At 61.2% G+C, this 20,913-nt stretch carries 15 protein-coding genes and 1 pseudogene; 8 read left to right on the top strand and 8 right to left on the bottom strand.

Going from position 1 to position 20,913, the window contains the following annotated elements:
* Both C5L10_RS00695 and C5L10_RS00690 read right to left on the bottom strand, forming a co-directional pair.
* Nucleotides 1-2,152 (bottom strand): annotated as a pseudogene (locus C5L10_RS00695) (TonB-dependent siderophore receptor).
* A gap of 161 nt (nt 2,153-2,313) precedes the next feature.
* Nucleotides 2,314-3,198 carry a helix-turn-helix domain-containing protein gene (locus C5L10_RS00690; RefSeq protein ID WP_105428088.1) on the bottom strand — a complete coding sequence of 295 codons (885 nt, stop codon included), beginning with the start codon at nt 3,196-3,198 and terminating at the stop codon, nt 2,314-2,316.
* A 265-nt stretch (nt 3,199-3,463) separates the two neighbouring features.
* On the opposite strand from C5L10_RS00690, the gene C5L10_RS00685 reads away from it, so the two are divergent.
* The gene (locus tag C5L10_RS00685) at nt 3,464-4,279 is read left to right on the top strand and encodes an ATP-binding cassette domain-containing protein (protein ID WP_105428087.1); all 816 of its coding nucleotides are present in this window, start codon (nt 3,464-3,466) and stop codon (nt 4,277-4,279) included.
* Between the two features lie 98 nt (nt 4,280-4,377).
* Here the strand turns inward: C5L10_RS00685 and C5L10_RS00680 are convergent, their stop codons facing one another.
* The 4 genes from C5L10_RS00680 to C5L10_RS00665 form a co-directional block, all read right to left on the bottom strand.
* Nucleotides 4,378-5,223 carry a MipA/OmpV family protein gene (locus C5L10_RS00680; RefSeq protein ID WP_105428341.1) on the bottom strand — a complete coding sequence of 282 codons (846 nt, stop codon included), beginning with the start codon at nt 5,221-5,223 and terminating at the stop codon, nt 4,378-4,380.
* A gap of 404 nt (nt 5,224-5,627) precedes the next feature.
* The gene (locus C5L10_RS00675; protein ID WP_371411896.1) at nt 5,628-6,515 is read right to left on the bottom strand and encodes a DUF3313 domain-containing protein; all 888 of its coding nucleotides are present in this window, start codon (nt 6,513-6,515) and stop codon (nt 5,628-5,630) included.
* A gap of 101 nt (nt 6,516-6,616) precedes the next feature.
* Nucleotides 6,617-7,948: a HAMP domain-containing sensor histidine kinase gene (locus C5L10_RS00670; RefSeq protein WP_105428086.1), complete on the bottom strand. Its 1,332-nt coding sequence runs from the start codon at nt 7,946-7,948 to the stop codon at nt 6,617-6,619.
* Nucleotides 7,948-8,619, bottom strand: coding sequence for a response regulator transcription factor (locus C5L10_RS00665; RefSeq protein WP_105428085.1), 672 nt, complete (start codon nt 8,617-8,619; stop codon nt 7,948-7,950). Before C5L10_RS00665 ends, C5L10_RS00670 begins: the two co-directional genes overlap by 1 nt.
* Nucleotides 8,620-8,829: 210 nt before the next feature.
* Between C5L10_RS00665 and C5L10_RS00660 the strand changes: the two genes are divergently transcribed.
* Together C5L10_RS00660 and C5L10_RS00655 are read left to right on the top strand one after the other, a co-directional pair.
* Nucleotides 8,830-9,960, top strand: a complete 1,131-nt coding sequence (locus C5L10_RS00660) for an efflux RND transporter periplasmic adaptor subunit (RefSeq protein WP_245447878.1) — start codon at nt 8,830-8,832, stop codon at nt 9,958-9,960.
* Between the two features lies 1 nt (nt 9,961).
* Nucleotides 9,962-13,102, top strand: a complete 3,141-nt coding sequence (locus tag C5L10_RS00655; RefSeq protein WP_105428083.1) for an efflux RND transporter permease subunit — start codon at nt 9,962-9,964, stop codon at nt 13,100-13,102.
* A gap of 215 nt (nt 13,103-13,317) precedes the next feature.
* Here the strand turns inward: C5L10_RS00655 and C5L10_RS00650 are convergent, their stop codons facing one another.
* Nucleotides 13,318-14,034 carry a response regulator transcription factor gene (locus C5L10_RS00650; protein ID WP_105428082.1) on the bottom strand — a complete coding sequence of 239 codons (717 nt, stop codon included), beginning with the start codon at nt 14,032-14,034 and terminating at the stop codon, nt 13,318-13,320.
* Nucleotides 14,031-15,269, bottom strand: coding sequence for a GAF domain-containing sensor histidine kinase (locus tag C5L10_RS00645; protein ID WP_105428339.1), 1,239 nt, complete (start codon nt 15,267-15,269; stop codon nt 14,031-14,033). Before C5L10_RS00645 ends, C5L10_RS00650 begins: the two co-directional genes overlap by 4 nt.
* Before the next feature lie 237 nt (nt 15,270-15,506).
* Between C5L10_RS00645 and C5L10_RS00640 the strand changes: the two genes are divergently transcribed.
* From C5L10_RS00640 to C5L10_RS00620, 5 genes are all read left to right on the top strand, one after another.
* Nucleotides 15,507-16,523 (top strand): ABC transporter substrate-binding protein, encoded by a 1,017-nt coding sequence (locus C5L10_RS00640; RefSeq protein WP_105428081.1) that lies wholly within the window; start codon nt 15,507-15,509, stop codon nt 16,521-16,523.
* Nucleotides 16,524-16,616: 93 nt separating this feature from the next.
* On the top strand, nt 16,617-18,080 hold the full coding sequence (locus C5L10_RS00635) for a sugar ABC transporter ATP-binding protein (protein ID WP_105428080.1): 1,464 nt from the start codon (nt 16,617-16,619) through the stop codon (nt 18,078-18,080).
* The gene (locus C5L10_RS00630) at nt 18,077-19,018 is read left to right on the top strand and encodes an ABC transporter permease (RefSeq protein WP_105428079.1); all 942 of its coding nucleotides are present in this window, start codon (nt 18,077-18,079) and stop codon (nt 19,016-19,018) included. Before C5L10_RS00635 ends, C5L10_RS00630 begins: the two co-directional genes overlap by 4 nt.
* Nucleotides 19,015-19,962 carry an ABC transporter permease gene (locus tag C5L10_RS00625; RefSeq protein ID WP_105428078.1) on the top strand — a complete coding sequence of 316 codons (948 nt, stop codon included), beginning with the start codon at nt 19,015-19,017 and terminating at the stop codon, nt 19,960-19,962. The genes C5L10_RS00630 and C5L10_RS00625 overlap by 4 nt, the downstream gene beginning before the upstream one ends.
* Nucleotides 19,963-19,986: 24 nt before the next feature.
* Nucleotides 19,987-20,904: an SMP-30/gluconolactonase/LRE family protein gene (locus C5L10_RS00620; RefSeq protein WP_105428077.1), complete on the top strand. Its 918-nt coding sequence runs from the start codon at nt 19,987-19,989 to the stop codon at nt 20,902-20,904.
* The last annotated feature ends 9 nt before the right edge of the window (nt 20,905-20,913 follow it).

Genomic DNA, 20,913 nt, shown 5'->3' with positions numbered 1-20,913 from the left:
CTACCAGACCTTGCTGATCTTGAAGTTGACGGTGCGGGCCTCGCCGTAGCCGCAGAAATACTCCGTATTGCAGCCTGCGACATAGTCCTTGTCGAGCAGGTTGGTGACGTTCAGGGACGCCTTCCAGTCGTTCTTCTCGTAGCGGATAGCCGCATCGAAGACCGTCGCCTCCGGAACGCGCAGGGTGTTCGCATTGTTCGCCCAGGATTTGCCGCGATAGCGGGCGCCGGCGCCGAAGCTGAGCCCCTTCAAGCGGACCTTCCGTGATGGTGTAGTCGAGCCAGAGAGAACCCAGAACGTCAGGCACGACGTTTGGCGTATTTCCGACCAGCGTGGGATCGTCCTTGGTGATCTCGATGTCCGTATACGACGCTGCCGCGATGACCTTCCAGTTCTCGTTCAGATTGAACTTGCCTTCCACTTCGACGCCCCTCGAGCGGACTTCGCCAAGCTGGCTGGTTACCCCGCCGGTGGTGATCGTGTAGTTCTTCTTGGTAATGTCGAAGACGGAGGCCGTCAGGCTGCCGTCGAGCCAGGTAGGCTCGTATTTGACGCCTGCCTCGAACTGGTGGCCTTCCTCGGGTTTCGGCGCCGCGCCGCCCGTCAGGCCGACGATCGGGCTGAAGAAGGTAGCGGCGCTGACATAGGGCGTCAGGCCGTTGTCGAACTCATATGCCAGGCCCGCGCGGCCGCTCCAGGCACGGTCGTTGCTGGAATAATTCGCTGTTCCCGCGAACAGGTTCTCGATCTCGTTGTGGACATAGTCGTAGCGTCCGTTGAACGTGGCGATCCAGCCGTCGCCAAACTTGATCTGGTCCTGGGCGTAAATGCCGACCTGGTTGATCGTATAGACTTGGTTGAGGTTACGGTTGAGCGGCGGCAGAACCACACCATAGCCAGGGTTGGCGGGATCGAAGGCGGGGACCGATCCGAAAGCGCTTGCGAACTGATCGCTGTGGAGGCGATAATACCGATAATCCAGGCCCGCCATGATCTTGTGCGATGCGCCGCCGAAATCGAATTCGTTTTCGATCCGGTTGTCCACGTTGAAGGCATCCGCGGTCGAGGTGATATCCTCGCTGTAGCGGCCGACCACCGCATCTGCCTGGTTGAGGTCGAACGGATAGACATACTGTTCGCGCTTGAAGAGATGCCCGTAACGCAGGTTCTGGGTGAACTTCCAACCGCCTTCGAACTCATGCTCGAACTCGTAGCCGACCATTTTCTGTACTACACGGCCGTTGTCAAAGTCGGGCTCGCCGAGGAACAGGTCGCGCGGGATCTTGCCGTAACCGGCGCTGACGACCGTGCCGCCGTAAGGCAGCAGGCCGTTGGTCGTATGGACCTGGTCGAGGCCACTTAAATAGGCCCAGACCGTCAGGCTGGTGCCGGCGTCCGGCGAGAAGGTGAATTGCGGCATGATGAAACCGCGCAGGTCCTCGCTGTAGTCGGTATAGTTATCGCCACCGGCGATCTTGCCGGTCAGGCGATAGCTGAAGCTGCCGTCCGGGGTGACCTTGTCGGAAATATCGAAACCGAAGAAGGCGTTGCCATTCGTGTTGATGCCGGTCTCGGTGTAGGAGTAGGGCTCGTCGGTCGGGCGCTTGCGGATCAGGTTGACGACGCCGCCGGCATTGGCGCCGCCGAGCAGGACGGAGGCGGGGCCCTTGAGGACCTCGACGCGCTCCAGCATGAACGGATCGATCTGGAAGCCGCCATAGGCATGACTGGTGAGCGCGAGGCTATCGAAGAAAACGCCCGTCTGCGACGCATTGAATCCGCGGACATAGATCCAGTCGGTGTCAGGGTCCGAACCGTAGGGCTGGCCGAACACGCCCGGCGTATAGAGGAGCACCTGGTCGATCTTGCTGACGGCGCCGCGGTCGTCCATTTCTTCCCGGCCGATGACCGACACGGACTGCGGGATTTCCCTGAGCGGCGTATCGGTCTTGGAACCGGTGGTCGACTGCCGCGCGACATAACCTTTGACCGGGCCGGTTCCGTCGCCTTCGCCTTCGCCGCGAATGACGATCGGCGCCAATGTCGTATCGGCGTCCTGGGCATAAGCCGCCCACCCGCTGCAAAGGGCGATAACAGCCACGCCTGCACCCAGGCCGAGCCTTGCCCTCAAGGCTGTTTTTCTCTTGTTCATTCTATGCCCCACTCACGCGAACTTTTCGCCGCTCTCCGGAAGAGGCGCGACAATAAGGTGAGCAGTTAACTCATATTTAAAGTTTCGGCTTGGTTCGATCGGCGGCAATTGGACGTTTTTGGGCAATTTCTGAAGGAATGTGCAAATATTTGCGAGGTGCATCACGACTGCCTGGCCTTCCGCCAGCGGGCTGGGGTGGTCCCCACATGTTTGCGGAAGACTTTGGTAAAATGCGCCTGGTCCGAGAAACCGGTTTCGGCGGCAACTTCGGTCAAGGCACAGGCGTCCGACGCCAACAAGGCTTTTGCGCGTTCCAGCCGGGCATTCATCTGCCAGTCGTGGGGGGCCATTCCGGTCGATGCCTTGAACGAATGGCTGAAATGCGATGGCGACAGTCCCGTCAGGGCGGCAAGTTCCTGCAGGCGGATATTGCGCATGCAGTTTTCGGTGATGAAATCCGTGGCGCACCGCAGCTGCGCCACGGCCAGCGTTCCACGCCGCCGAGGTGGTACCTTTACCATCTTCAGGACATCGATGACGAGCGCCAGGGCGAGCCCGTCCCCATAGAGATCATGCAACGGCTCGGGGTTCGAAATCTCGGCGGCGATCAGTCCGGCCAGCGCCATGACGCGCTGGTCGGAGAACAGCAATTGGGGATCCTTGAGCTTTTTGGGGTTGATGTCTTCCATCAGCCGGCGGCCGAGGATGTCCGCGTCGAAATGGATATCGAGGTGGCGCACATACTGCACGTCGGCAATGTCCAGCCAAAGGTCCATCTCGGCGGGAATGTAGGAGATCGGGCTCTGATTGCTGTCCTGTGGCGTGCCGCGGGATCTCGGGGAAAGCTTTACGACAGGGCGCCCCCGGCCGCGCTGGTCGAGCAGGATGAACAGTCGCGGGTCCCGCGCCACGTAATGGCCGCCCGCATAGGCGGCGCATTCCACCTCCCAGAGGTCGGCGGTGATGCCGTTCCAGTAACGGCGCCTCAGCCCCCCGATGACCGAAAAACCCTCGATCCTGTTCTGCATCCGCGGTTGAAAGATCATGCAGCTATCCGAATAAATAAACTTGCATGTTTTTATCAACTTTAATTCGGTGTATCAATCCCGCGGGCGTTGCGGATGCAGCATCATCCCGATCTGCGCGGCACGCAGGGGCAAATACACACAGTGGCAGGCGCTTCGGCATGGGGCTTGGTCGGCGGCAACGCGACCACCGGCACGGCAAAGGACGTCGGTTGACCGGAGCGTCAGATTCGGAGAAACATGAGTCCAATTTTCCGGTTTGAAACACGACGTACGGATGGTAACGATGCCGCTGAACCCAAACGAGCGTGAGATCGCCAAGGCAAATCTCCCTCTCCTGTCATTGAAGGAGGCGAGCTTTGCCATCGAAGGCCGCGTCCTCTTACATCCGCTGACGCTCGATCTTCGGGCAGGCAGGTCGATTGCTTTGATCGGTCACAATGGCTCCGGCAAATCGACAATGTTGAAATTGATGGGCCGGCAGCAGGCGTTGAGCGGGGGCACTATCCGGTTCGAGGGCAAACCGCTTGAAGACTGGAGTGCGCGCGAATTCGCCCGCCGGCTCGCCTATCTGCCGCAGCGGACGCCAGCCGCGCCCGGCATGTTGGTCAAGGAACTGGTGGCGCTCGGCCGGTATCCATGGCACGGCGCATTCGGCCGGTTCAGCGCCATCGACAAGCAGAAGGTGGAGGAGGCAATCGAGCTCACCGGTATCGGCTCTTTTGCAGAACGGATGGTGGACAGCCTGTCGGGCGGCGAACGCCAGCGTGCCTGGCTTGCCATGCTCGTGGCACAGGATGCCGCCTGCCTTCTGCTCGACGAACCCATCTCCGCGCTCGATATCGGCCATCAGCTTGAAGTCCTGTCCTTGACGCACGATCTTTGCCGCGAAAAGGGCATCACCATCATCACCGTGCTGCACGACGTCAACATGGCCGCCCGCTTCTGCGATGAGATCGTCGCACTGCATTCCGGCCGGCTGATTGCCCATGGCACCCCGCGAGAGGTCATGACGACCGAGGAACTGGTTCGCATCTACGACGTCCGGATGGATATCATATGCCAGCCCTCAAACGGCCGGTTGGTGGCGCTGGCCCAGTAATTTCAAGTCTGCAAGCAGCCCGGTGGGTTTCGTTAGGCGGTAACCCCACTACGGAATAGCGGCAGCCATAACAGCTGCCGCACGATCTCACTCGTTTTCTAGAACCTGTATCCTACTCCCAGCATTGCGAAGGGTTGAACGTCGTCCTTGACGATCGGGCTGTCCTTGGCATCGCCGAGCAGGAAGCCGGCGCCGCCGGCGCCTGTGACGCTCCAGTTCTCGGTCATCATGTAGGTGATGGAGCCCTTGAGATCGACGCGCTTGACCCCCGCCTTCGCTTCGTACACCCCCAGGCCGGACCGATCTGATTGGATCGAAGTCACCCCGAAATATGACTCCATGTGCTTGTCGTCGGCCCATGTGCCGGACACGTCGGCGGAGAAGATGAACCGTTCGTAGCGATGGGAAACCTTCGCGCCGAACGTGCCGGTCAGTCCCTCGCTGCCGCCTATGGTCTTGTCCAGCTTGGCGTAGACGCCGAATGGACCGACCTCATAGATGACGATCCCTCCGATGACGCCGCCCATGTCGATGTCGCCCAGACCACGCAGATAGTCCGAGTCGTCCTCCTTGCGACCCATCTCGACGCCACCGGTCACGCCGATCCTGAAGCCGTTTGTTTCGAAAAGATCGACGGTGAGGCCACTGGTATCGAGATGCACGCGCTCCCCGAACTGGGCGGAGATAAGCGGAAACGGCTGCACCTCGAATTCGTCGGATCCTTCGTATTCGGGCAGGTAAACTGCCCCGACGCCGATCGTTACCTTCCAGTCATGCAGTTTGCCGCGAATGCCGCCGTAGCGTGCGGTATCGAACTGCTGGGGAGGGGCAATCGCCGCGTCGGTTGCTTCAAGGTCAGCCGCGAGTGCCGTGACCGGCAAGAGTGCCGAGGCTGCGGCCAATGCCGCAATCGAGATTTTTATCGTCCACCGTCGCTGAATGATGTCGGAAGCCCCAACTCCGCTTAAGACCGTGTAGCGGTGCCGGTCTTCCGGATGATGTTGATCGTGCTGGCTCACCAAATTAACTCCTGATTATAAAAGCTTAAGAAACCGGGGTCTGGTTTCGGGGAGAAGTTGCGGTTGAAGAATTGCCGCAGCATTACAAGTCGAGATGAAAACCAGCCGGCAATGTCGGTGCGGCAAGGCGAAGCGATAGCGGCCAATCCTGCTGCCAATGCCGGCGAGCAGCGGACGAACGGAGCAAGGCTTTGGGGGTGCCGGCCAGTGTTCCGTCCGTCCGTGCCGACTTACGGAGCCGGCCGGTCGCTGGAGGGTCCGACCGCCGTTCCTCCGTAAAAGTGCAACGGCTTCGCCTGACGCGTGTGCCGGTCCACTCGGATAATATGTCAGTGTGTAATGGCCGGTTTCGGCTTCCTGTCGGCCCATTCCGGCGGCGCGCCGTATTTGGCCGCCACGGCTCCCACCAATCCAGGCGCCCGCCCGAAGGCGTCGCAGGCCGGGTATTTGGGTTTTCCGCCGAGCCAGGATCGCATCCGCTGCCCTGAAGGAAGGGAGATGTCCAATCCTTTCGGCTCCTTGCCGGAAATGAGCATTCGCGAAAAGTCGGACGCGAACTTGGAGGCGAGGCCATAGGCGTCCCCCACTTCGGAAACGCGGGGTTTGTCCTGGATCGAATTTGCGCCGCGGGCCCACACCATTGCCGCGCTCTGAATGCCGCTGCCGTCGACGGCCTCCGCTTCGACGGCCAATCCTCCGAGGCCGATGGGCAGGCGCGGCACGCTGACCGGCAGGACAAAACCGGTGCCGACGGTGACGGCGGTTGCGACCCCGGCCACGGTCTTGTTCGTCGGTACGATATTGGTGACGACGGATCGTATTGTAAGATCCGCCGGTTGGCCGGCCGGGACGATCTGGTACTTGTCGCTGAGGGCGACGCAGAGCGCTCGGTCCAGAACGTTAGACACCAGCGAGCGGTCGGCTTCCGTTCTGATGCGGGATGCGGCGCTGAAAGAGAAGGTTGTCGGCACGATGCTGACCGTCTTGACCGTGGCCAGATGTCGCCCATCGACGTAGAGGCGTTTCTTGGCCAGCGTTCCCTTCGGCGCACCAAGATTGCTGTAGGAAGACAGTGTGCCCGCCTCCTTCAGCGGCACCGAGGTGCATCCCGTTACCGCCAGCGTCAGGGGCAAAGCGAAACATAGAGATCTGAAAGCTGATTTGGATGGAGATCCGGCAAATCGGGGAAATGGTTCAATGGATGGATTGCTGCGCACGCCTTCGGGTCTCCGTCACGGATGTACTGGGGTGACAGTGCGGGGCAAGGATTGCCGCAGCATTACAGAGGATCGCCACGGGGCGAGCACGGTGCCGTCTGTCAGAGTTCGATTGCAACCTGCGTTCCGGTCGAGCCGCTTTGGAGACTGACTTGCCCCCGGTGGTTTGCGACGATCTGTTTCACCAGGCTCAAACCAAGGCCCGCGCCTCTGCTTTTGGGGGCGACGCGATAGAAGGGTTCGAAAACCAGCTCCTGATGTTCGGCCGGTATGCCTGACCCTTCATCGGCCACGGTGATCCGCCCGCCGGCCGAGACCGAAATGGTAATCATTCCTCTATTGCCGCCGTGATCGATCGCATTGCGAACCAGGTTGCTGATCGCTCTTGGCAGAGCGGAAGGGCTGCCGCGCCGCTCAACGCTTTCCACCTCGCTCTGGAAGGAGATCTGGTAGCCCGCGGCGATCGCTTGGGGCGCGAGGTTGGCAACCACCGTCCGTGCGATCTCGACGAGATCGACCGGTTCATGGAGCTCGGTCGCCTGGTCGTTTCGCTCAAAATCGAGGAGCTGTTCGGCGGTCTCGGCCAAACGCGCAACGTCGTTCAACAATCTCCTGCGTTCCTGGCCCTCGGACGTCCCATCGATCCGCGTCTGCATGATGGCGATCGGTGTTCTGAGCTCATGCGCCGCGTCGATCAGGAAGCGCTGGCGTTTCTTCAACTCACTCTCAAGCCGCTCGAGCGTACCGTTGAATGCAATCACCAGCGGGGCGACTTCTTTGGGAATACCTGCCACCGGCAGGCGTGCTCCATGCTGGCGTGGCTGGATCTGCGATGCTTTGTCAGCGACATCGCTCACCCGTGCAAGGGCGCGCCGCACAATTCGCGGGACGGCGAGGAAGATCGCAGGCAGAGCGACCGCCAGCAAAGAGACGTAGATCGGGTAAGCCCTTGCCAGAAGGGTGAAGACTCGCGAGCCTTTGTCGGCCACGCCGCCAAACAGAATCCGAATCTCGCCGACGGCCGCCTCGGCACTGTCAATCGTCGCGACCTCCTTTGTCGCAGTGGATCCCCGTATGTCCGCGTCGTCGAACAGATGGACCAGATGGGCGAGCTCAGCATAAGGTGGAGGGATGGTGCCATAGGACACCGACGCACCATCTATCGTGGCCACCACATACCAAAGGGAGCTATTCTGCTCCTTGAGCGCCGTCAGCCCCGGCGTATCTCTTAGCTCCAATCCCCCTTGGCTGTCGCGTGTTGTGGCCGCGGCCATCGCAGAACCGATCTTCTCCTCCATGGCAATGTTAGGCGACATGATCGTAGCAGCCCATACGCAAAGCCCGAGGATCACCGCAGCAATAACTGCGACGATGACCAGGCTGAGTTGCCAACTCAGCTTCCACCAAAGCGAAGGGGTAGCCTTGTCGTGCATCATTCTTCCTTCAGGAGATATCCGACGCCGCGGATATTGTGGATCGTGATACCGGCGCCGGCATCCAGCAGTCGTCTGCGTAATCTTGATATATGCGCATCGAGCGCGTTCGACTGGATTTCTTCTTCATAATTGTAGACCGCAGCCTCGAGGGTCGATCGAAGAACAGTTTTGTCTTTCCGCTTGGCCAGCGCCGCCAGGACGAGAAGTTCGCGCCTCGGCAGATCGAGCGGGATCGATTCGACGGTCACGCTCAAATGCAGGGGATCGATCACCATTCGGCCCACCGTGATTTGAAGTTCCGTCAGACTTGGCGGCCGTCGCAGAACCGCCCGCAACCGGGCCATCAGCTCGTCGACAAGAAACGGCTTGCCCAGATAATCGTCCGCACCGAGATCCAACCCTTCGACCCGCTCCAACGGCTCGTTGCGCGCCGTCAGCACGATGATCGGCGTGTCGGTGCCCGTCCGCCTCAGCATCGGAATGAAGGTCAGTCCTTCGCCATCAGGCAGACGCCGATCCAGGAGAATCGCGTCGTAGCTATTCTGGCGGGTCAATTCGAAAGCGTCCGCAAGATGCGTGGTGTGATCAGTGACGATGCCGTGTTTGCTCAGCGCCCCCGACAGAGCGTCGGCCAGCTCTCTCTCGTCCTCTATTAATAGAAGTCTCATCGTCCCTTGGCTCTCCTGTCCCGTCCTTCTCCGCCGCGAAGATTGCGGCAGCATTACGGGGGACAAAGGAACCATCAGGTAATGCTGCTGCAATTGTCGAAGCCTAGCAACCGGAGCCATCCAGTCGCGAAATGCGAGGCGCCGCCCGCAGGTGGCCGTGCTTTAAATCCAGGGGATGTCGCTATGGCTTTAAAATGGACGATGAGATTGATGAAGGCAGGGATGCTTCTGGGAGGCGTCTACCTCGCTGTCGTGTTTATCGATCCCGCACGCGAAACGGTCGATGCGAATGAGCGGGTGAAAGAGGTCGTCGCGGCGGTCGCGGCGAACCAGCTCCATAGACCGCTGGAACTGGCCCTCTCGGAGATTGCTGATATCAGGCCCACGTCGATGGCGGAGCGGTTGCGCGTCAGCGGGGACCTCGAGCCGATCAATCGGGCCGTCCTGCACGCCAAGGATGGGGGCAAGATCATCGAGGTTCGCGCCGTTGCGGGACAGGCGGTCAAGGCAGGGGACGTGCTGGCACGTTTCGAGACGGACGATCTCCAATCGAACCTCAAGCAGCGTGAAGGGGATCGCGATGTCGCGGCGGCGGAGATGCTGCTCGCCATGCAGTCGCTCAACAGGATCGAACAACTTGCGGATAAGAACATCGCGAGCCAGGAGCAGCTCGACAAGGCGCGAAGCGAGGTTGCCGCCGCGACCGCCAGACTAAAAAGCCTTTCAGCCCAGGCGGATATCGCACGGACTGCGTTGCGGGACGCCGAAGTTCTGGCGCCGTTCGACGGGGTGATCTCAAACCGGGCGATCAATCACGGCTCCCGCGTCAGCGCCGGCGCAGAACTTTTCACGATCGTCGATACGCGCATTCTGGAAGCAAAAGTCCTGGTCTCCACGCGCGACGTGCACCGCGTTGCGATCGCCCAGCGGGCAGAATTGCATATCGACGGGCTTGATGGGCAAACCGTTGTCGGACGCGTGGATCGTATCAGTCCGGTCGCCGACCAGGGCACGCGCTTCATTCCCGTCTATATCCAGCTCTCCAACGGTGGCGCCCGTCTGCGGGGCGGATCGTTCGCGACAGGCACGATCCTGATCCGGCAAAACGAAGACGCGATCATCATACCGGCCATCTCGCTGCGCAAGGACGAGACGGGAGACTATGTCCTCAAACTGAAAAAAGGCCGTCTCGTCCGCCAGCCCGTGACCGTGGGATCGGGATGGGGCGGGAGTGACAGCCTCGAGATTTCCGAAGGCCTGGCTTACGGCGACACGATCGTGACCGTACCGCTGCCCGAGCTGCGACCGGACGTCACCGTCACGATCTCGAAGGCGGGCTGACATGTTTCTCGCCCGCATTTCGATCGCTCATCCCGTCTTCGCCACCATGATGATGGTGGTGCTGCTTGTGCTTGGCGCGTTTTCCCACCAGCACCTCGGCGTCGACCAGTTTCCGAATGTCGACGTTCCGGTTGTCGTGGTCACGACGACCTACCCGGGTGCGACGCCCGAAACCGTCGAGACTGAGGTGACCAGCCCCATCGAGGAGGCGCTCAATACGATCAGTGGGCTCGATGAGATCACGTCGACCTCCTACGAAGGACGGTCGGTCGTCATCGCCCAGTTCAAGCTGGAAGTGGAGAGCACGACGGCAGCGCAGGACGTCCGCGACAAGATAGCGGCCTTCGAAGCAGACCTTCCCGAAGAAACCGACAAGCCTGTCGTGGCGCGGTTCAATCCATCGGACGAACCGATACTTTCGGTGGCGATCAGTTCGCCCTCTCTCGAAATGCCGGAACTCACCACCATCGCCGACCAGCGCGTGTTGCGCCAACTGACGAGGATAGCCGGGGTGGGGCAGGCAACGCTGATCGGCGGTCAGAAACGGCAGGTGGACATCAGCATCGACGAGACGCGAATGCGCGCGTTGGGCATCGGCATCGACGAGATCATCGAGGCCCTTCGGACCACCAACCAGAACAGGTCCGCCGGAAACGTGATCGGCGGTATCACGGACCGTACCATTCAGGTGCAGGGACGGATTGCGGAGCCGAAAGACTTTCTGGATATGATCGTTGCCCGCCGCGGCGACGGGGCTGTCTATCTCCGGGATGTTGCCACCGTAAAGGATGGCGCGGCGGATCTGGGAAGCCTGGCGATCTATAACGGCGAAACAGCGCTCGCGCTCGCCATCGTCAAGGTCCGGGATGCCAATACCGTGCAGGTGGTGAGCGATGTGCGAAAGCGGCTCGATCAGCTGAACGCCGAACTGGGCGCACGAAACGTGCGGCTTCATATCATCACGGATGCCTCGGCCCCCATTCAGGAATCGCTCGGCCAGGTGCAATCGACACTGATCGAGGGAGCGGCATTGGCGGTCGCCATCGTTTTCCTGTTCCTCAACTCATGGCGAAGCACGGTGATCACCGGGCTGACGCTTCCGATCGCCATGATCGGCACGCTCGCTGTCATCGACCTTCTCGGCTTCACCCTCAATATGCTCAGCTTACTGGCGTTGACGCTCTCGATCGGCATCCTTGTCGATGACGCGATCGTGGTGCGCGAGAACATCATGCGCCACCTGCACATGGGCAAGTCGCATTTGAAGGCGGCTCTCGATGGCACCAACGAAATCGGGCTCGCCGTGACTGCGACGACCGCCACGATCGTCGCCGTCTTCCTGCCCGTCGCGTTCATGGAAGGCATGGTTGGCCGTTTCTTCTACGAATTCGGGGTCACAGTTTCCGCTGCCGTGCTGATCTCGCTGTTCGTCGCCTTCACCCTCGACCCGATGCTTTCCAGTGTCTGGCATGATCCCGATGCTGAGCCCGGCGCAAGGCGCGGACCGGTCGGACGGCTGATTTCGCGCTTCGATGCCGGGTTCGAAAGGCTCGCCGAGCGCTATCGAGGGATCATTCGCTGGACGCTGCGACATCGTTTGGTCACGCTCGGCCTGACCGGCGGCATCTTCGTCGGCAGCATTTTGATGGTTCCTCTGGTGGGTGTCGAATTCGTTCCCAATGCGGACGAAGGTCGATTCCAGATCAACGTGACGACGCCGGCCGGTTCTTCGTTGGACTACACGCGCACCAAGGTCGGGCAGATCGAGAAGGCGCTGCATGAGTTTCCGGAGGTTGCTTCGATCTACTCGACGATCAATACCGGCAGCGCCATGGGCAAACACAAAGCCGCCATTCTCGTCAGCCTCGTGCCGTTGGAGCAGCGCAAACGGACGCCCGCCACCATTGCGGGTCCCGTCCGAAAGCGTCTTTCCGTCATACCGGGGATCAAGATCGCCGTCATCCAGGAGGGCCTGGGCGGAGGCGCCAGTCCGATCCAACTGAGCGTCCTAGGTGACGATCAGCGGGTACTGGAAAAGATCGCCGCGGATCTGACCACGGGCATGCGCGGGATGCCCGGCATGGTGGACATCAATTCAAGCGCTGGCGAGGAAAACTCCATCCTTTCCGTCCGGCTCAAGCGCGAGCATGCGAGCGATCTGGGCATCGGTATCGCCGAACTGGCCGGAATGCTCTCGCCGCTGATCGGCGGCGAAGACGTTTCCACCTGGACCGATAGGCGCGGAGAAACCTACGACGTTGTCGTCCGGCTTCCCCGCGACCAGCGCACCAACGCTGTAGCCCTCGGGGAGTTGATGATCAAAGTCCCGGGCGATGACGCAAGCGGCAGCCCGCGCATGGTCCGGCTGGATCAGGTCGCGGACATCGCAGTCGTCCCGGCGGCTTCCGAGATCCGTCGTCTCGACATGTCCAGGGAGATCCTGATTTCGGCGGATATATCTGGCCGAGCCGCGGGGGATGTCACAGCCGAACTGGAGGCCATGGTAGCCAAGCAAGATCTTCCGACGGGCTACCGCATAAAATTCGGTGGCGATTCCGAGGACATCGAAGAAGCGACAGGCGGCATCTTCAAGGCGCTGACGATGGCGGTGATCTTCATCTATGTCGTGTTGGCGTCCCAGTTTGGAAGCTTCGCCCAGCCGATCGCCATCATGGCTGCACTTCCCCTGTCGCTGATCGGCGTGGTCCTTGGTCTGATGGTCGCGGGAAGTACCATCAACATGTTCTCGATGATCGGCTTCATCATGCTGATGGGGCTCGTTACCAAGAACGGCATCCTGCTGGTCGACTTCGCCAACCGGGAGCGCCGGCAGGGTTCGAGCCTCAGCGAGGCGCTCGTCAATGCAGGCGCGGTACGGTTCCGCCCGATCATCATGACATCGCTCGCGATGATCGCCGGGATGATCCCGCTCGCGCTGGCGGCCGGTGGCGGCGGCGCGCAACGGGCGCCGATGGCGCATGCCGTCATCGGCGGCCTTGTCAGTTCTACCCTTCTGACCTTGATCGTGGTGCCCGTCATCCTCTCCTACATCGACAGTCTGACACTTTGGATTGCGGGGAGGGTGCGGACGCATTCGGCCAGCGAAGACGAACTTCACTCGCCGAAATCGGCACAGCCATGATCCGTAAAACTATTCTCCGCCTCTTCGGCAGGTTCCTTCTATCCGCGATCATGCTGGCGGCCCTTCTTGGAGGACCGCTTGTGCTCCTGATTTTTCTCTCGAGGCGGTTCACCATGTAGTGACGTCACGCTTGGAGGAAAACCGAAACCTGTTGATCGCAGAACTGCCACCGGCACCGAAACGCTGTGCTGCGATAGGCAATTCAGCCCTGATGCCTAATTCCCGCGCGCGCTGCGCAATTCACGCTCGCCTCTTTCGAGCGCGCTGGCATTCAGTACCTTGCGGAGAAGGGCGACGGCGACGGCGCGCATGCGAAGATTGTACCAGCCCTCCGGGCCATTGCCGGGCTCCTCGTAGAGGTCCAGTTTTTCATAGAGTTGCTGAAGGCGGTTCTGGACGCTTCGCAACGAGAGCTTTTTCCGCTGGGCTATCGCCTTGTCGGTCAGGCCGAGCGCCACATCCACCAGGATTTCGTATTCCGCGTCGCTCAGGCCGTGCGCCGTACCGAGGCTTTTCTGCTGGATGCCCCGGACCTCGCGGTCGATAACGCATTGCGATTCAATGAAGACGCCGCGCAATGCGAGCTTCAACCGCTCGTCGGAGGTGGATTTCAGCACGTATCCGTATGTCGCACCTTCCGGAACGATACGCGCCACGCCACGCACATAGGCCTCATCGGAATAGTTCGACCAGAACAGAATCTTGGTATCCGGCCGTTCGCGCCAGATGGTGCGGGCGGCCTCGATCCCGTTGCGCTCGCTCATCTGCAAGTCCATGACCACGTGCTCGGCCCGGGATTGGCGCGCCTGCACCTCACCGACATGGCCGTTTTCCGCCTCCAGGACCGTGTCGCATTCCGGCAATGCTGCCCGCACCGCCTCATGCAGGTAGGACCGGTGCAGCGGATCGTCCTCGATGATCAAGACTTTCATGCCAACCTCTCCGCAACATGTCGGCGTTCCATCGACAGCATGACCTTGGCCGTCGTGCCGCGCCCGCCGGGATTGGGGCCGATCTCGAATTTTGCCGAGATCAGCCTCGCTCGCGTCTTCATATTGCCTATCCCGTGCCCCGCCTTGTCGCGGGCGTTGCGCAGGCCGCTCCCGTCGTCGCTGATCTCGATCGACAGCGCGTCGCCCTGGATACGCAGATGCACCAGGATGGTCTTCGGTTGCCCATGACGGATCGCGTTGTTGACGGCTTCCTGGACAATGCGGAACAGCGCGGTCGCCACGGTCCTGTCGAGGTCGAGCAATGCTCCACCCGTCTCGTCGACCATCCGCCAGGCGACGGGCAGACCGCTTTCGCGTACCGAGCGTTCCAGGTGGTTCTCGATCGCCTCTGCCACGCCGAAAAGCTGCAGAACGGTCGGCTTGGCCTCCTCGATGATCTGGCGAAGGTCGTGCATGCATTGCTGGAGGGTGCGGCAGAGCGGTTCGAGCGCATCTCCATGCAAGTCCGGTAGTCCTGAAAGCCGCTCCATGCGGCGCGCGAGCCGTGTCAGGTCGGCGAGCGTCTGGTCGTGAAGGTCCATGCCGATTCGCTGCCGTTCGGCCTCCAGCGCCTCGGTCAGTTTCAGCGCGCCCAGCCGCAACCCCTCTTCGCGGGCGCGGGCCTCCGTCTCGACGATCGCCGAGCGTTTGGCCTGTTCGGCAGCCCTCAGCGCAAAGAAATAAGGTGCCAAAAGGTCGGCGATCGAGCGGGCGTTCTCGACATCGTCCATCGAGTACCTGTCGTGCTCATGGCTGGAGCAGCTCAGGGCACCGATGATATCGCCCTGGACCTTGAGCGGCACATGTAGCCGGCTTCTCAGGGACAGTTCGATTATCGGGCTCGAAAACGCGCCGTCGAAATGAAAGCGCGGATCGGCACAAGCATCCGGCGAAAGCAGGAAATCCACCTCGCCGGACAGGAGCGTACGGATCGGGCTGCCGGTCAGCAGCGCCGGGGGCTGCTGGCTCCAGGCGGTTGCAAGCCCGCTCTCGTAGGCGATGTGGTATTTCCCGTCCAGCATCTTGATGCACACGTCGAGATGATCGTGCGGAATGATATGGCTGATCTCAGCTGCCACCGCCTGGATGATCGCGTTGAAATCGAGCTGGCCTGCCAGCAGCCTGGAAATTCCGAGATAGCGATCAAATAATGCATTTGGCGCCGGATTGAGCATGACGGACATCCTCCAGTCCTCCAATTATTAGACGCCTCGCTGCTGCTCTTGTCTTGCGGGAACCCGCAAATTTTGCGCGAATACCCGCAGAGAGGTTGCTTGTATGCGCCTATACAACATCTGATTTCTCCTCCATGCTCGCTTTACTGAGCAAACGGGGCTCAGCGCAATCACTATCTTCGGATAACCGTTGAGGAGCGGCCCAAAGAACCCGTCGAGAACTCTAGGGAGGAAATCATGATCATCAGGAAGATGCTTTTCGCATCTGTCGCTATCGCTTGCGTTGCCGGGCCGGTCTCGGCCCTGGCCGACACTTCGGGCAAAAAGATCGCCCTTTCCAACAATTATGCCGGCAATTCCTGGCGTCAGGCCATGCTCACAAGCTGGGACAAGATCACCAAGGAGGCTGTCTCCAAGAAGATCGTCGCTGCCGCCGATCCGTTCACGACGGCCGAGAACCAGGCGACCGAGCAGGCCGCCCAGATCCAGAACATGATCCTGCAGGGCTATGACGCGATCGTCATCAATGCAGCATCGCCGACCGCGCTCAATGGCGCCGTCAAGGAAGCCTGTAACGCCGGCATCACCGTCGTGTCCTTCGACGGCATCGTGACCGAGCCGTGTGCCTGGCGCATCGCGGTGGATTTCAAGACGATGGGCGAAAGCCAGGTCGAATATCTCGCCAAGAAGCTGCCGAAAGGTGGGAATCTTCTTGAGATCCGCGGTCTCGCAGGGGTTTCGGTCGATGACGAAATCCATGCGGGCATCCAGGCTGGTGTTCGGAAAAACCCGCAGTTCAAGATCGTCGGTGCCGTCAACGGCGACTGGGCACAGGACGTCGCGCAGCGCGCCGTCGCCGGCATCCTTCCGAGCCTGCCGGAAATCACCGCCGTCGTAACCCAGGGCGGTGACGGTTACGGTGCGGCCCAGGCATTCGCCGCCGCCAATCGTCCCACTCCAACCATCGTCATGGGCAACCGCGAGGACGAACTCGTCTGGTGGAAGCAGCAGAAGGACAAGAACGGCTACGAGACGATGTCCGTCTCCATCGCTCCCGGCGTTTCGACGCTCGCCTTCTGGGTGGCGCAGCAGATCCTCGACGGCAAGCAGGTGAAGAAGGATCTCGTGGTGCCCTTCCTGCGCATCGACCAGGGCAATCTCGAAACCAATCTCGCCGGCACCCAGAAGGGTGGCGTCGCCAACGTCGAGTATTCGCTGGAAGACGCCCAGAAAGTCATCAGCGCAGCCAAGTAAGCTGATCCTCCCCAAGACAGGATGCGGCGCCGTTGCGCGCCGTGTCCCGATCTGTGCCCGGCCGCCTCCCGAACTGTCGACGACGTGTTTCGCATGAATGAAGTGACAACAAGACAAGAGGTCGTTGCCGCCCGCGGCATCAAGGTCACCTTCGGCGCCGTCAAGGCACTGGACGGCGCCGACCTTGTCATCCATGCCGGCGAATGCGTCGGATTGGTCGGGCATAACGGCGCCGGCAAATCCACGATCGTCAACGTCATCAACGGCGGCCTGAACCCTCATGCAGGCGAAATCAGCTATGGCGGTGTCAGCACCCAGCACGGCATCTCGACCGCACGAGCCAATGGCGTTCGCTGCGTCTTCCAGGAGCTGTCGCTTTGCCCCAATCTGACCGTCAATGAGAACGCCCGCATCATGCTCGCGGAACTCGCCGGCTGGAACTGGCGCAGCAGGGCGGGCGCCCTCGTCAGACTGCAATTGCAGGATATTTTCCCCGGCCACGGCATCGACTGCGACAGCACGATCGACGACCTTTCGATCGCCGAGCGACAGATGGTCGAGATCGCCGTCAGCTTCGCCGGCCTGAACCAGAAGCCGAAACTCGTCATTCTCGATGAGCCGACATCGTCGCTCGACGCAGGGCTGGCGGCGCAGCTGATGGCCTATATCCGGAAGTTCGTCGGCGAGGGGGGCGCGGTCCTGCTGATCTCGCACATTCTGGGCGAAATCCTCTCCACCTCGGACCGCATCGTGGTGATGAAGGACGGCCGGGTCGTCGCCGACCGCTCCGCATCGGAGTTCAGCAAACGCAGCCTCGTCGAAGCCATGGGTAACGTGGCGCGCGAAAAGGAATGGCAGCGCACGGGCGACAAGCGCAACGGAGCGCCGGTGCTTGCCATGCCACCGCGACGGGGGCACGGCCTTGCCTTTCAAGCCCATCGTGGCGAGATGATCGGCCTTGCCGGGCTCGGAGGTCATGGCCAGACCGAAACGCTTCTCGATCTCTATCTTTCCAGCAACAGCAACTGGTGGCCGGCCCGCCGCGAAGAGATCGCTTTCGTCGCCGGCGACCGCAGCCTGAACGGGATATTTCCGCTCTGGAGCATCCTGAAGAATCTCAGCATCGCCTCGCTCGGCGATTTTTCCTCCCGGACCATCGTGGACCATGACCGCGAAGGCGCGCTCGGCAACGGCTGGAAGAAGCGCATCGAGATCCGCACGCCGGATTTGGAAAACCGCATCCTGTCGCTTTCCGGCGGCAACCAGCAGAAAGTGCTGTTCGCCCGCGCTTTGGCGACGAGCGCGAGGATCGTGCTGATGGACGACCCGATGCGCGGCGTCGATGTCGGCACCAAGCAGGAAGTGTATGACATCCTCCGCTCTGAAGCGGCAGGCGGCCGCACCTTCATCTGGTATTCGACCGAAATGGACGAGATACGCCTTTGCGACCGGGTCTATGTCTTCCGGGAAGGAGCGATCGTCGCCGAACTCGCAGGTGACGAGATCACCGAGAAGAATGTGCTTGAAGCCTCCTTCAGCGGAGGCGAAGCGGCATGAGGATATCCACCGGCTCGATCCGCCTTGTCATCCCTGCCGCGTCGCTGGCACTGCTGCTCACCGCCGTCTTTTACATGCAGCCGCGCGCCATGAGCTATACCGGCCTGAACCTGCTCTTCAATCTCGCCGTGCCGATCGCACTGGCGACGGTGGCGCAGATGCTTATCATGGCGGTCAACGACCTCGACCTGTCGATGGGGGCCTTCGTCAGCTTCTGCGCCTGCGTGACGGCGACGTTCGTGCAGGCTTCTCCGGCGGTTGGGGTGCTGATTTTCCTTGGTGCTATTGCGGCCTACGCTGTGATCGGCGTTGTCATCCACGTTCGAGAACTGCCCTCGATCGTCGTGACCCTCGGCATGAGCTTCGTCTGGGGCGGGCTTGCGGTTCTCATGCTGCCATCTCCGGGCGGCGAAGCTCCGGGCTGGGCCCGCTGGCTGATGACCTCCCGGCCACCCTTCGTGCCGATGGCGATCGTCGCCAGCATCGTCATCGCGCTGGTCACCCATTTCGTCATCATGCGCTCCTCCGTCGGCGTGCTGATCCGCGGCGTCGGCGGAAATGTCCGCTCGGTTGAACGCGCCGGTTGGTCGGTCATCCGCATCCGTGCGGGAACCTATGCACTGGCCGGTTTCTTCGCCGTTCTGTCCGGGATTGCGCTCGTCGGCCTCACGACTTCGGCGGATGCCAATATCGCTCTGCGCTATACGTTGCTGTCGATCGCGGGTGTCATCCTCGGCGGCGGCGAGTTCGTCGGCGGCAAGGTCTCGCCGATCGGCGCCGTCATCGGGGCGCTGACCTTGACGCTCGCCGGTTCGTTCCTGTCCTTCATGCGCATTTCACCCGACTGGCAGATCGGCGCTCAGGGCGCAATCCTCATCGTCGTTTTGGGGCTGCGCCTTCTCCTCAACCGGCTGGAAAAGCGGGAGAAGAGCCGATGAACGGCGCGCGCCTTTTCTTCTCCAAACCCTGGATCTGGTCTTTCGCGGCCACGATTGCCGTCTGGATCGTCACCGTCCTCTTCACCGGCGGAGCAAGCTCGCTCGGTCTGTCGCAGGCGGCGCTTACATTCGCAGCGTTCTCCGTCATCGTCGGGCTTGGCCAGATGTTCGTCATCACGCTCGGCCCGGGCAATATCGACCTCTCCGTGCCCGCTACGATGACGCTTTCCGGCACGCTGGTGCTGAAGCTGATGGACGTTGAGGATGGCATGATCGTCGTCGGCCTGGTGGTTGCGATCCTGCTGGGCTTCGGGATCGGTATCGGCAATTACGTGCTTATCAAGCTGCTGCGCATCCCGCCGATCATCGCCACGCTATCCATGAGCTTCATCATCCAGTCGACGGCGATCTGGACGAACCGCGGCCTGCGCATCAAGCCGCCGGAGATATTGGCGAGCTTCACCACATCCAACCTGTTCGGCGTCCCCAATATCGCCATCGTCGCGCTCATCCTCTCCGTCATCGCCTGGGTCGTGCTCGAAAAGACAATCTATGGTCGGTGGATCTCGGCGATCGGACAGAGCACGTTTGCCGCCCGCATGACTGGCATCCCGGTCGATGGCACGCGGCTCGTCACCTACATTCTTTGCGCCGTCCTCGCCTCGATCTGCGGCTACCTGCTTGCGAGCTTCTCCGGCGGCGCGGCGCTCAATATGGGTTCCGAATACCTGCTGATGTCGATCGCCGTCGTCGTGATCGGCGGTACCGCCGTCGCGGGCGGCAATTCCAACATTCCGGGCATATGGGGCGCCTCGCTGTTCATGTTCCTTGTCGTGTCGATGCTCAACACCTATGGCTTCGGCGCCGGGTTCCGCCTCATCCTCACGGGCCTCATCATCATCGCCGTCATTCTCCTCGCCGGCGGCCGTCAAGCCAACCGATGAACAACTCCAATCGGACATATTTCCATGCCGCAGAAAACCTCCATCTACGAGATCCACGACGAAGCCTTCCGGCAGCTGATCGTCGGCAGTGCAGCACTCGAGGAGCTTTATTCCGACTGCCGCTGGGCCGAGGGACCGGCCTGGTTCGCGGACCTGAATTGCCTGATCTGGAGCGACATCCCGAACCAGCGCATGATGCGCTGGGCACCGGAGGGCGGTGTTTCGGTGTTCCGCTCGCCATCGAATTTCGTCAACGGCAATACGCGCGACCGGCAGGGCCGGCTGGTTTCCTGTGAGCACGGCGGCAGACGCGTGACGCGTACCGAGATCGACGGTTCGATCACCATTCTGGCCGACCGCTACCAGGGCAAGCGCCTCAATTCGCCAAACGACGTCGTGGTGCGCTCGGACGGCAGCGTCTGGTTCACCGATCCGACCTACGGCATCAAGTCCGACTACGAAGGTTACCGGGCCGAGCCGGAACAGGATACACGCAACGTCTACCGCCTCGATCCGGTGAGCGGTGACCTTGAGGCGGCCGTCACCGATTTCGGACAGCCGAACGGCCTTGCCTTCTCACCGGACGAAACAAGACTCTACGTCGCCGACTCCGCCTCCAGCCACGACATCAAGGCGCCGCGGCACATCCGGGTGTTCGATGTCATCGACGGCAGGCGTCTTTCCAATGACCGGATTTTCTGCAGCCTGGACAACGGCCTGCCGGATGGTTTCCGTGTCGATGTAAAGGGAAATATCTGGACGAGCGCCGGCGACGGCGTCCATTGCTTCTCGCCCGACGGAGTGTTGCTCGGCAAGATTCTCGTGCCGCAGACGGTTGCGAACCTCACCTTCGGCGGCCCACGCAGGAATAGGCTTTTCATCACCGCCACCAAATCACTCTATTCCGTATTCGTGGCGACCAACGGCGCGGCATTGGGCTAGTTGCGCCGC

The sequence above is a fragment of the Neorhizobium sp. T6_25 genome (assembly GCF_002968555.1).
In the GTDB taxonomy this organism is placed as follows: domain Bacteria; phylum Pseudomonadota; class Alphaproteobacteria; order Rhizobiales; family Rhizobiaceae; genus Neorhizobium.
This window is presented reverse-complemented; position numbering and strand designations above follow the sequence as displayed.

What these genes read in the sequence shown, in the direction of transcription:
- C5L10_RS00655 (WP_105428083.1), top strand. Translation starts at nt 9,962, where the DNA reads ATGTTTCTCGCCCGCATTTCGATCGCTCATCCCGTCTTCGCCACCATG.
- C5L10_RS00630 (WP_105428079.1), top strand. Translation starts at nt 18,077, where the DNA reads ATGAGGATATCCACCGGCTCGATCCGCCTTGTCATCCCTGCCGCGTCG.
- C5L10_RS00685 (WP_105428087.1), top strand. Translation starts at nt 3,464, where the DNA reads ATGCCGCTGAACCCAAACGAGCGTGAGATCGCCAAGGCAAATCTCCCT.
- C5L10_RS00665 (WP_105428085.1), bottom strand. Translation starts at nt 8,619, where the DNA reads ATGAGACTTCTATTAATAGAGGACGAGAGAGAGCTGGCCGACGCTCTG.
- C5L10_RS00625 (WP_105428078.1), top strand. Translation starts at nt 19,015, where the DNA reads ATGAACGGCGCGCGCCTTTTCTTCTCCAAACCCTGGATCTGGTCTTTC.
- C5L10_RS00635 (WP_105428080.1), top strand. Translation starts at nt 16,617, where the DNA reads ATGAATGAAGTGACAACAAGACAAGAGGTCGTTGCCGCCCGCGGCATC.
- C5L10_RS00620 (WP_105428077.1), top strand. Translation starts at nt 19,987, where the DNA reads ATGCCGCAGAAAACCTCCATCTACGAGATCCACGACGAAGCCTTCCGG.
- C5L10_RS00670 (WP_105428086.1), bottom strand. Translation starts at nt 7,948, where the DNA reads ATGCACGACAAGGCTACCCCTTCGCTTTGGTGGAAGCTGAGTTGGCAA.
- C5L10_RS00645 (WP_105428339.1), bottom strand. Translation starts at nt 15,269, where the DNA reads ATGCTCAATCCGGCGCCAAATGCATTATTTGATCGCTATCTCGGAATT.
- C5L10_RS00650 (WP_105428082.1), bottom strand. Translation starts at nt 14,034, where the DNA reads ATGAAAGTCTTGATCATCGAGGACGATCCGCTGCACCGGTCCTACCTG.
- C5L10_RS00690 (WP_105428088.1), bottom strand. Translation starts at nt 3,198, where the DNA reads ATGATCTTTCAACCGCGGATGCAGAACAGGATCGAGGGTTTTTCGGTC.
- C5L10_RS00660 (WP_245447878.1), top strand. Translation starts at nt 8,830, where the DNA reads ATGAAGGCAGGGATGCTTCTGGGAGGCGTCTACCTCGCTGTCGTGTTT.
- C5L10_RS00640 (WP_105428081.1), top strand. Translation starts at nt 15,507, where the DNA reads ATGATCATCAGGAAGATGCTTTTCGCATCTGTCGCTATCGCTTGCGTT.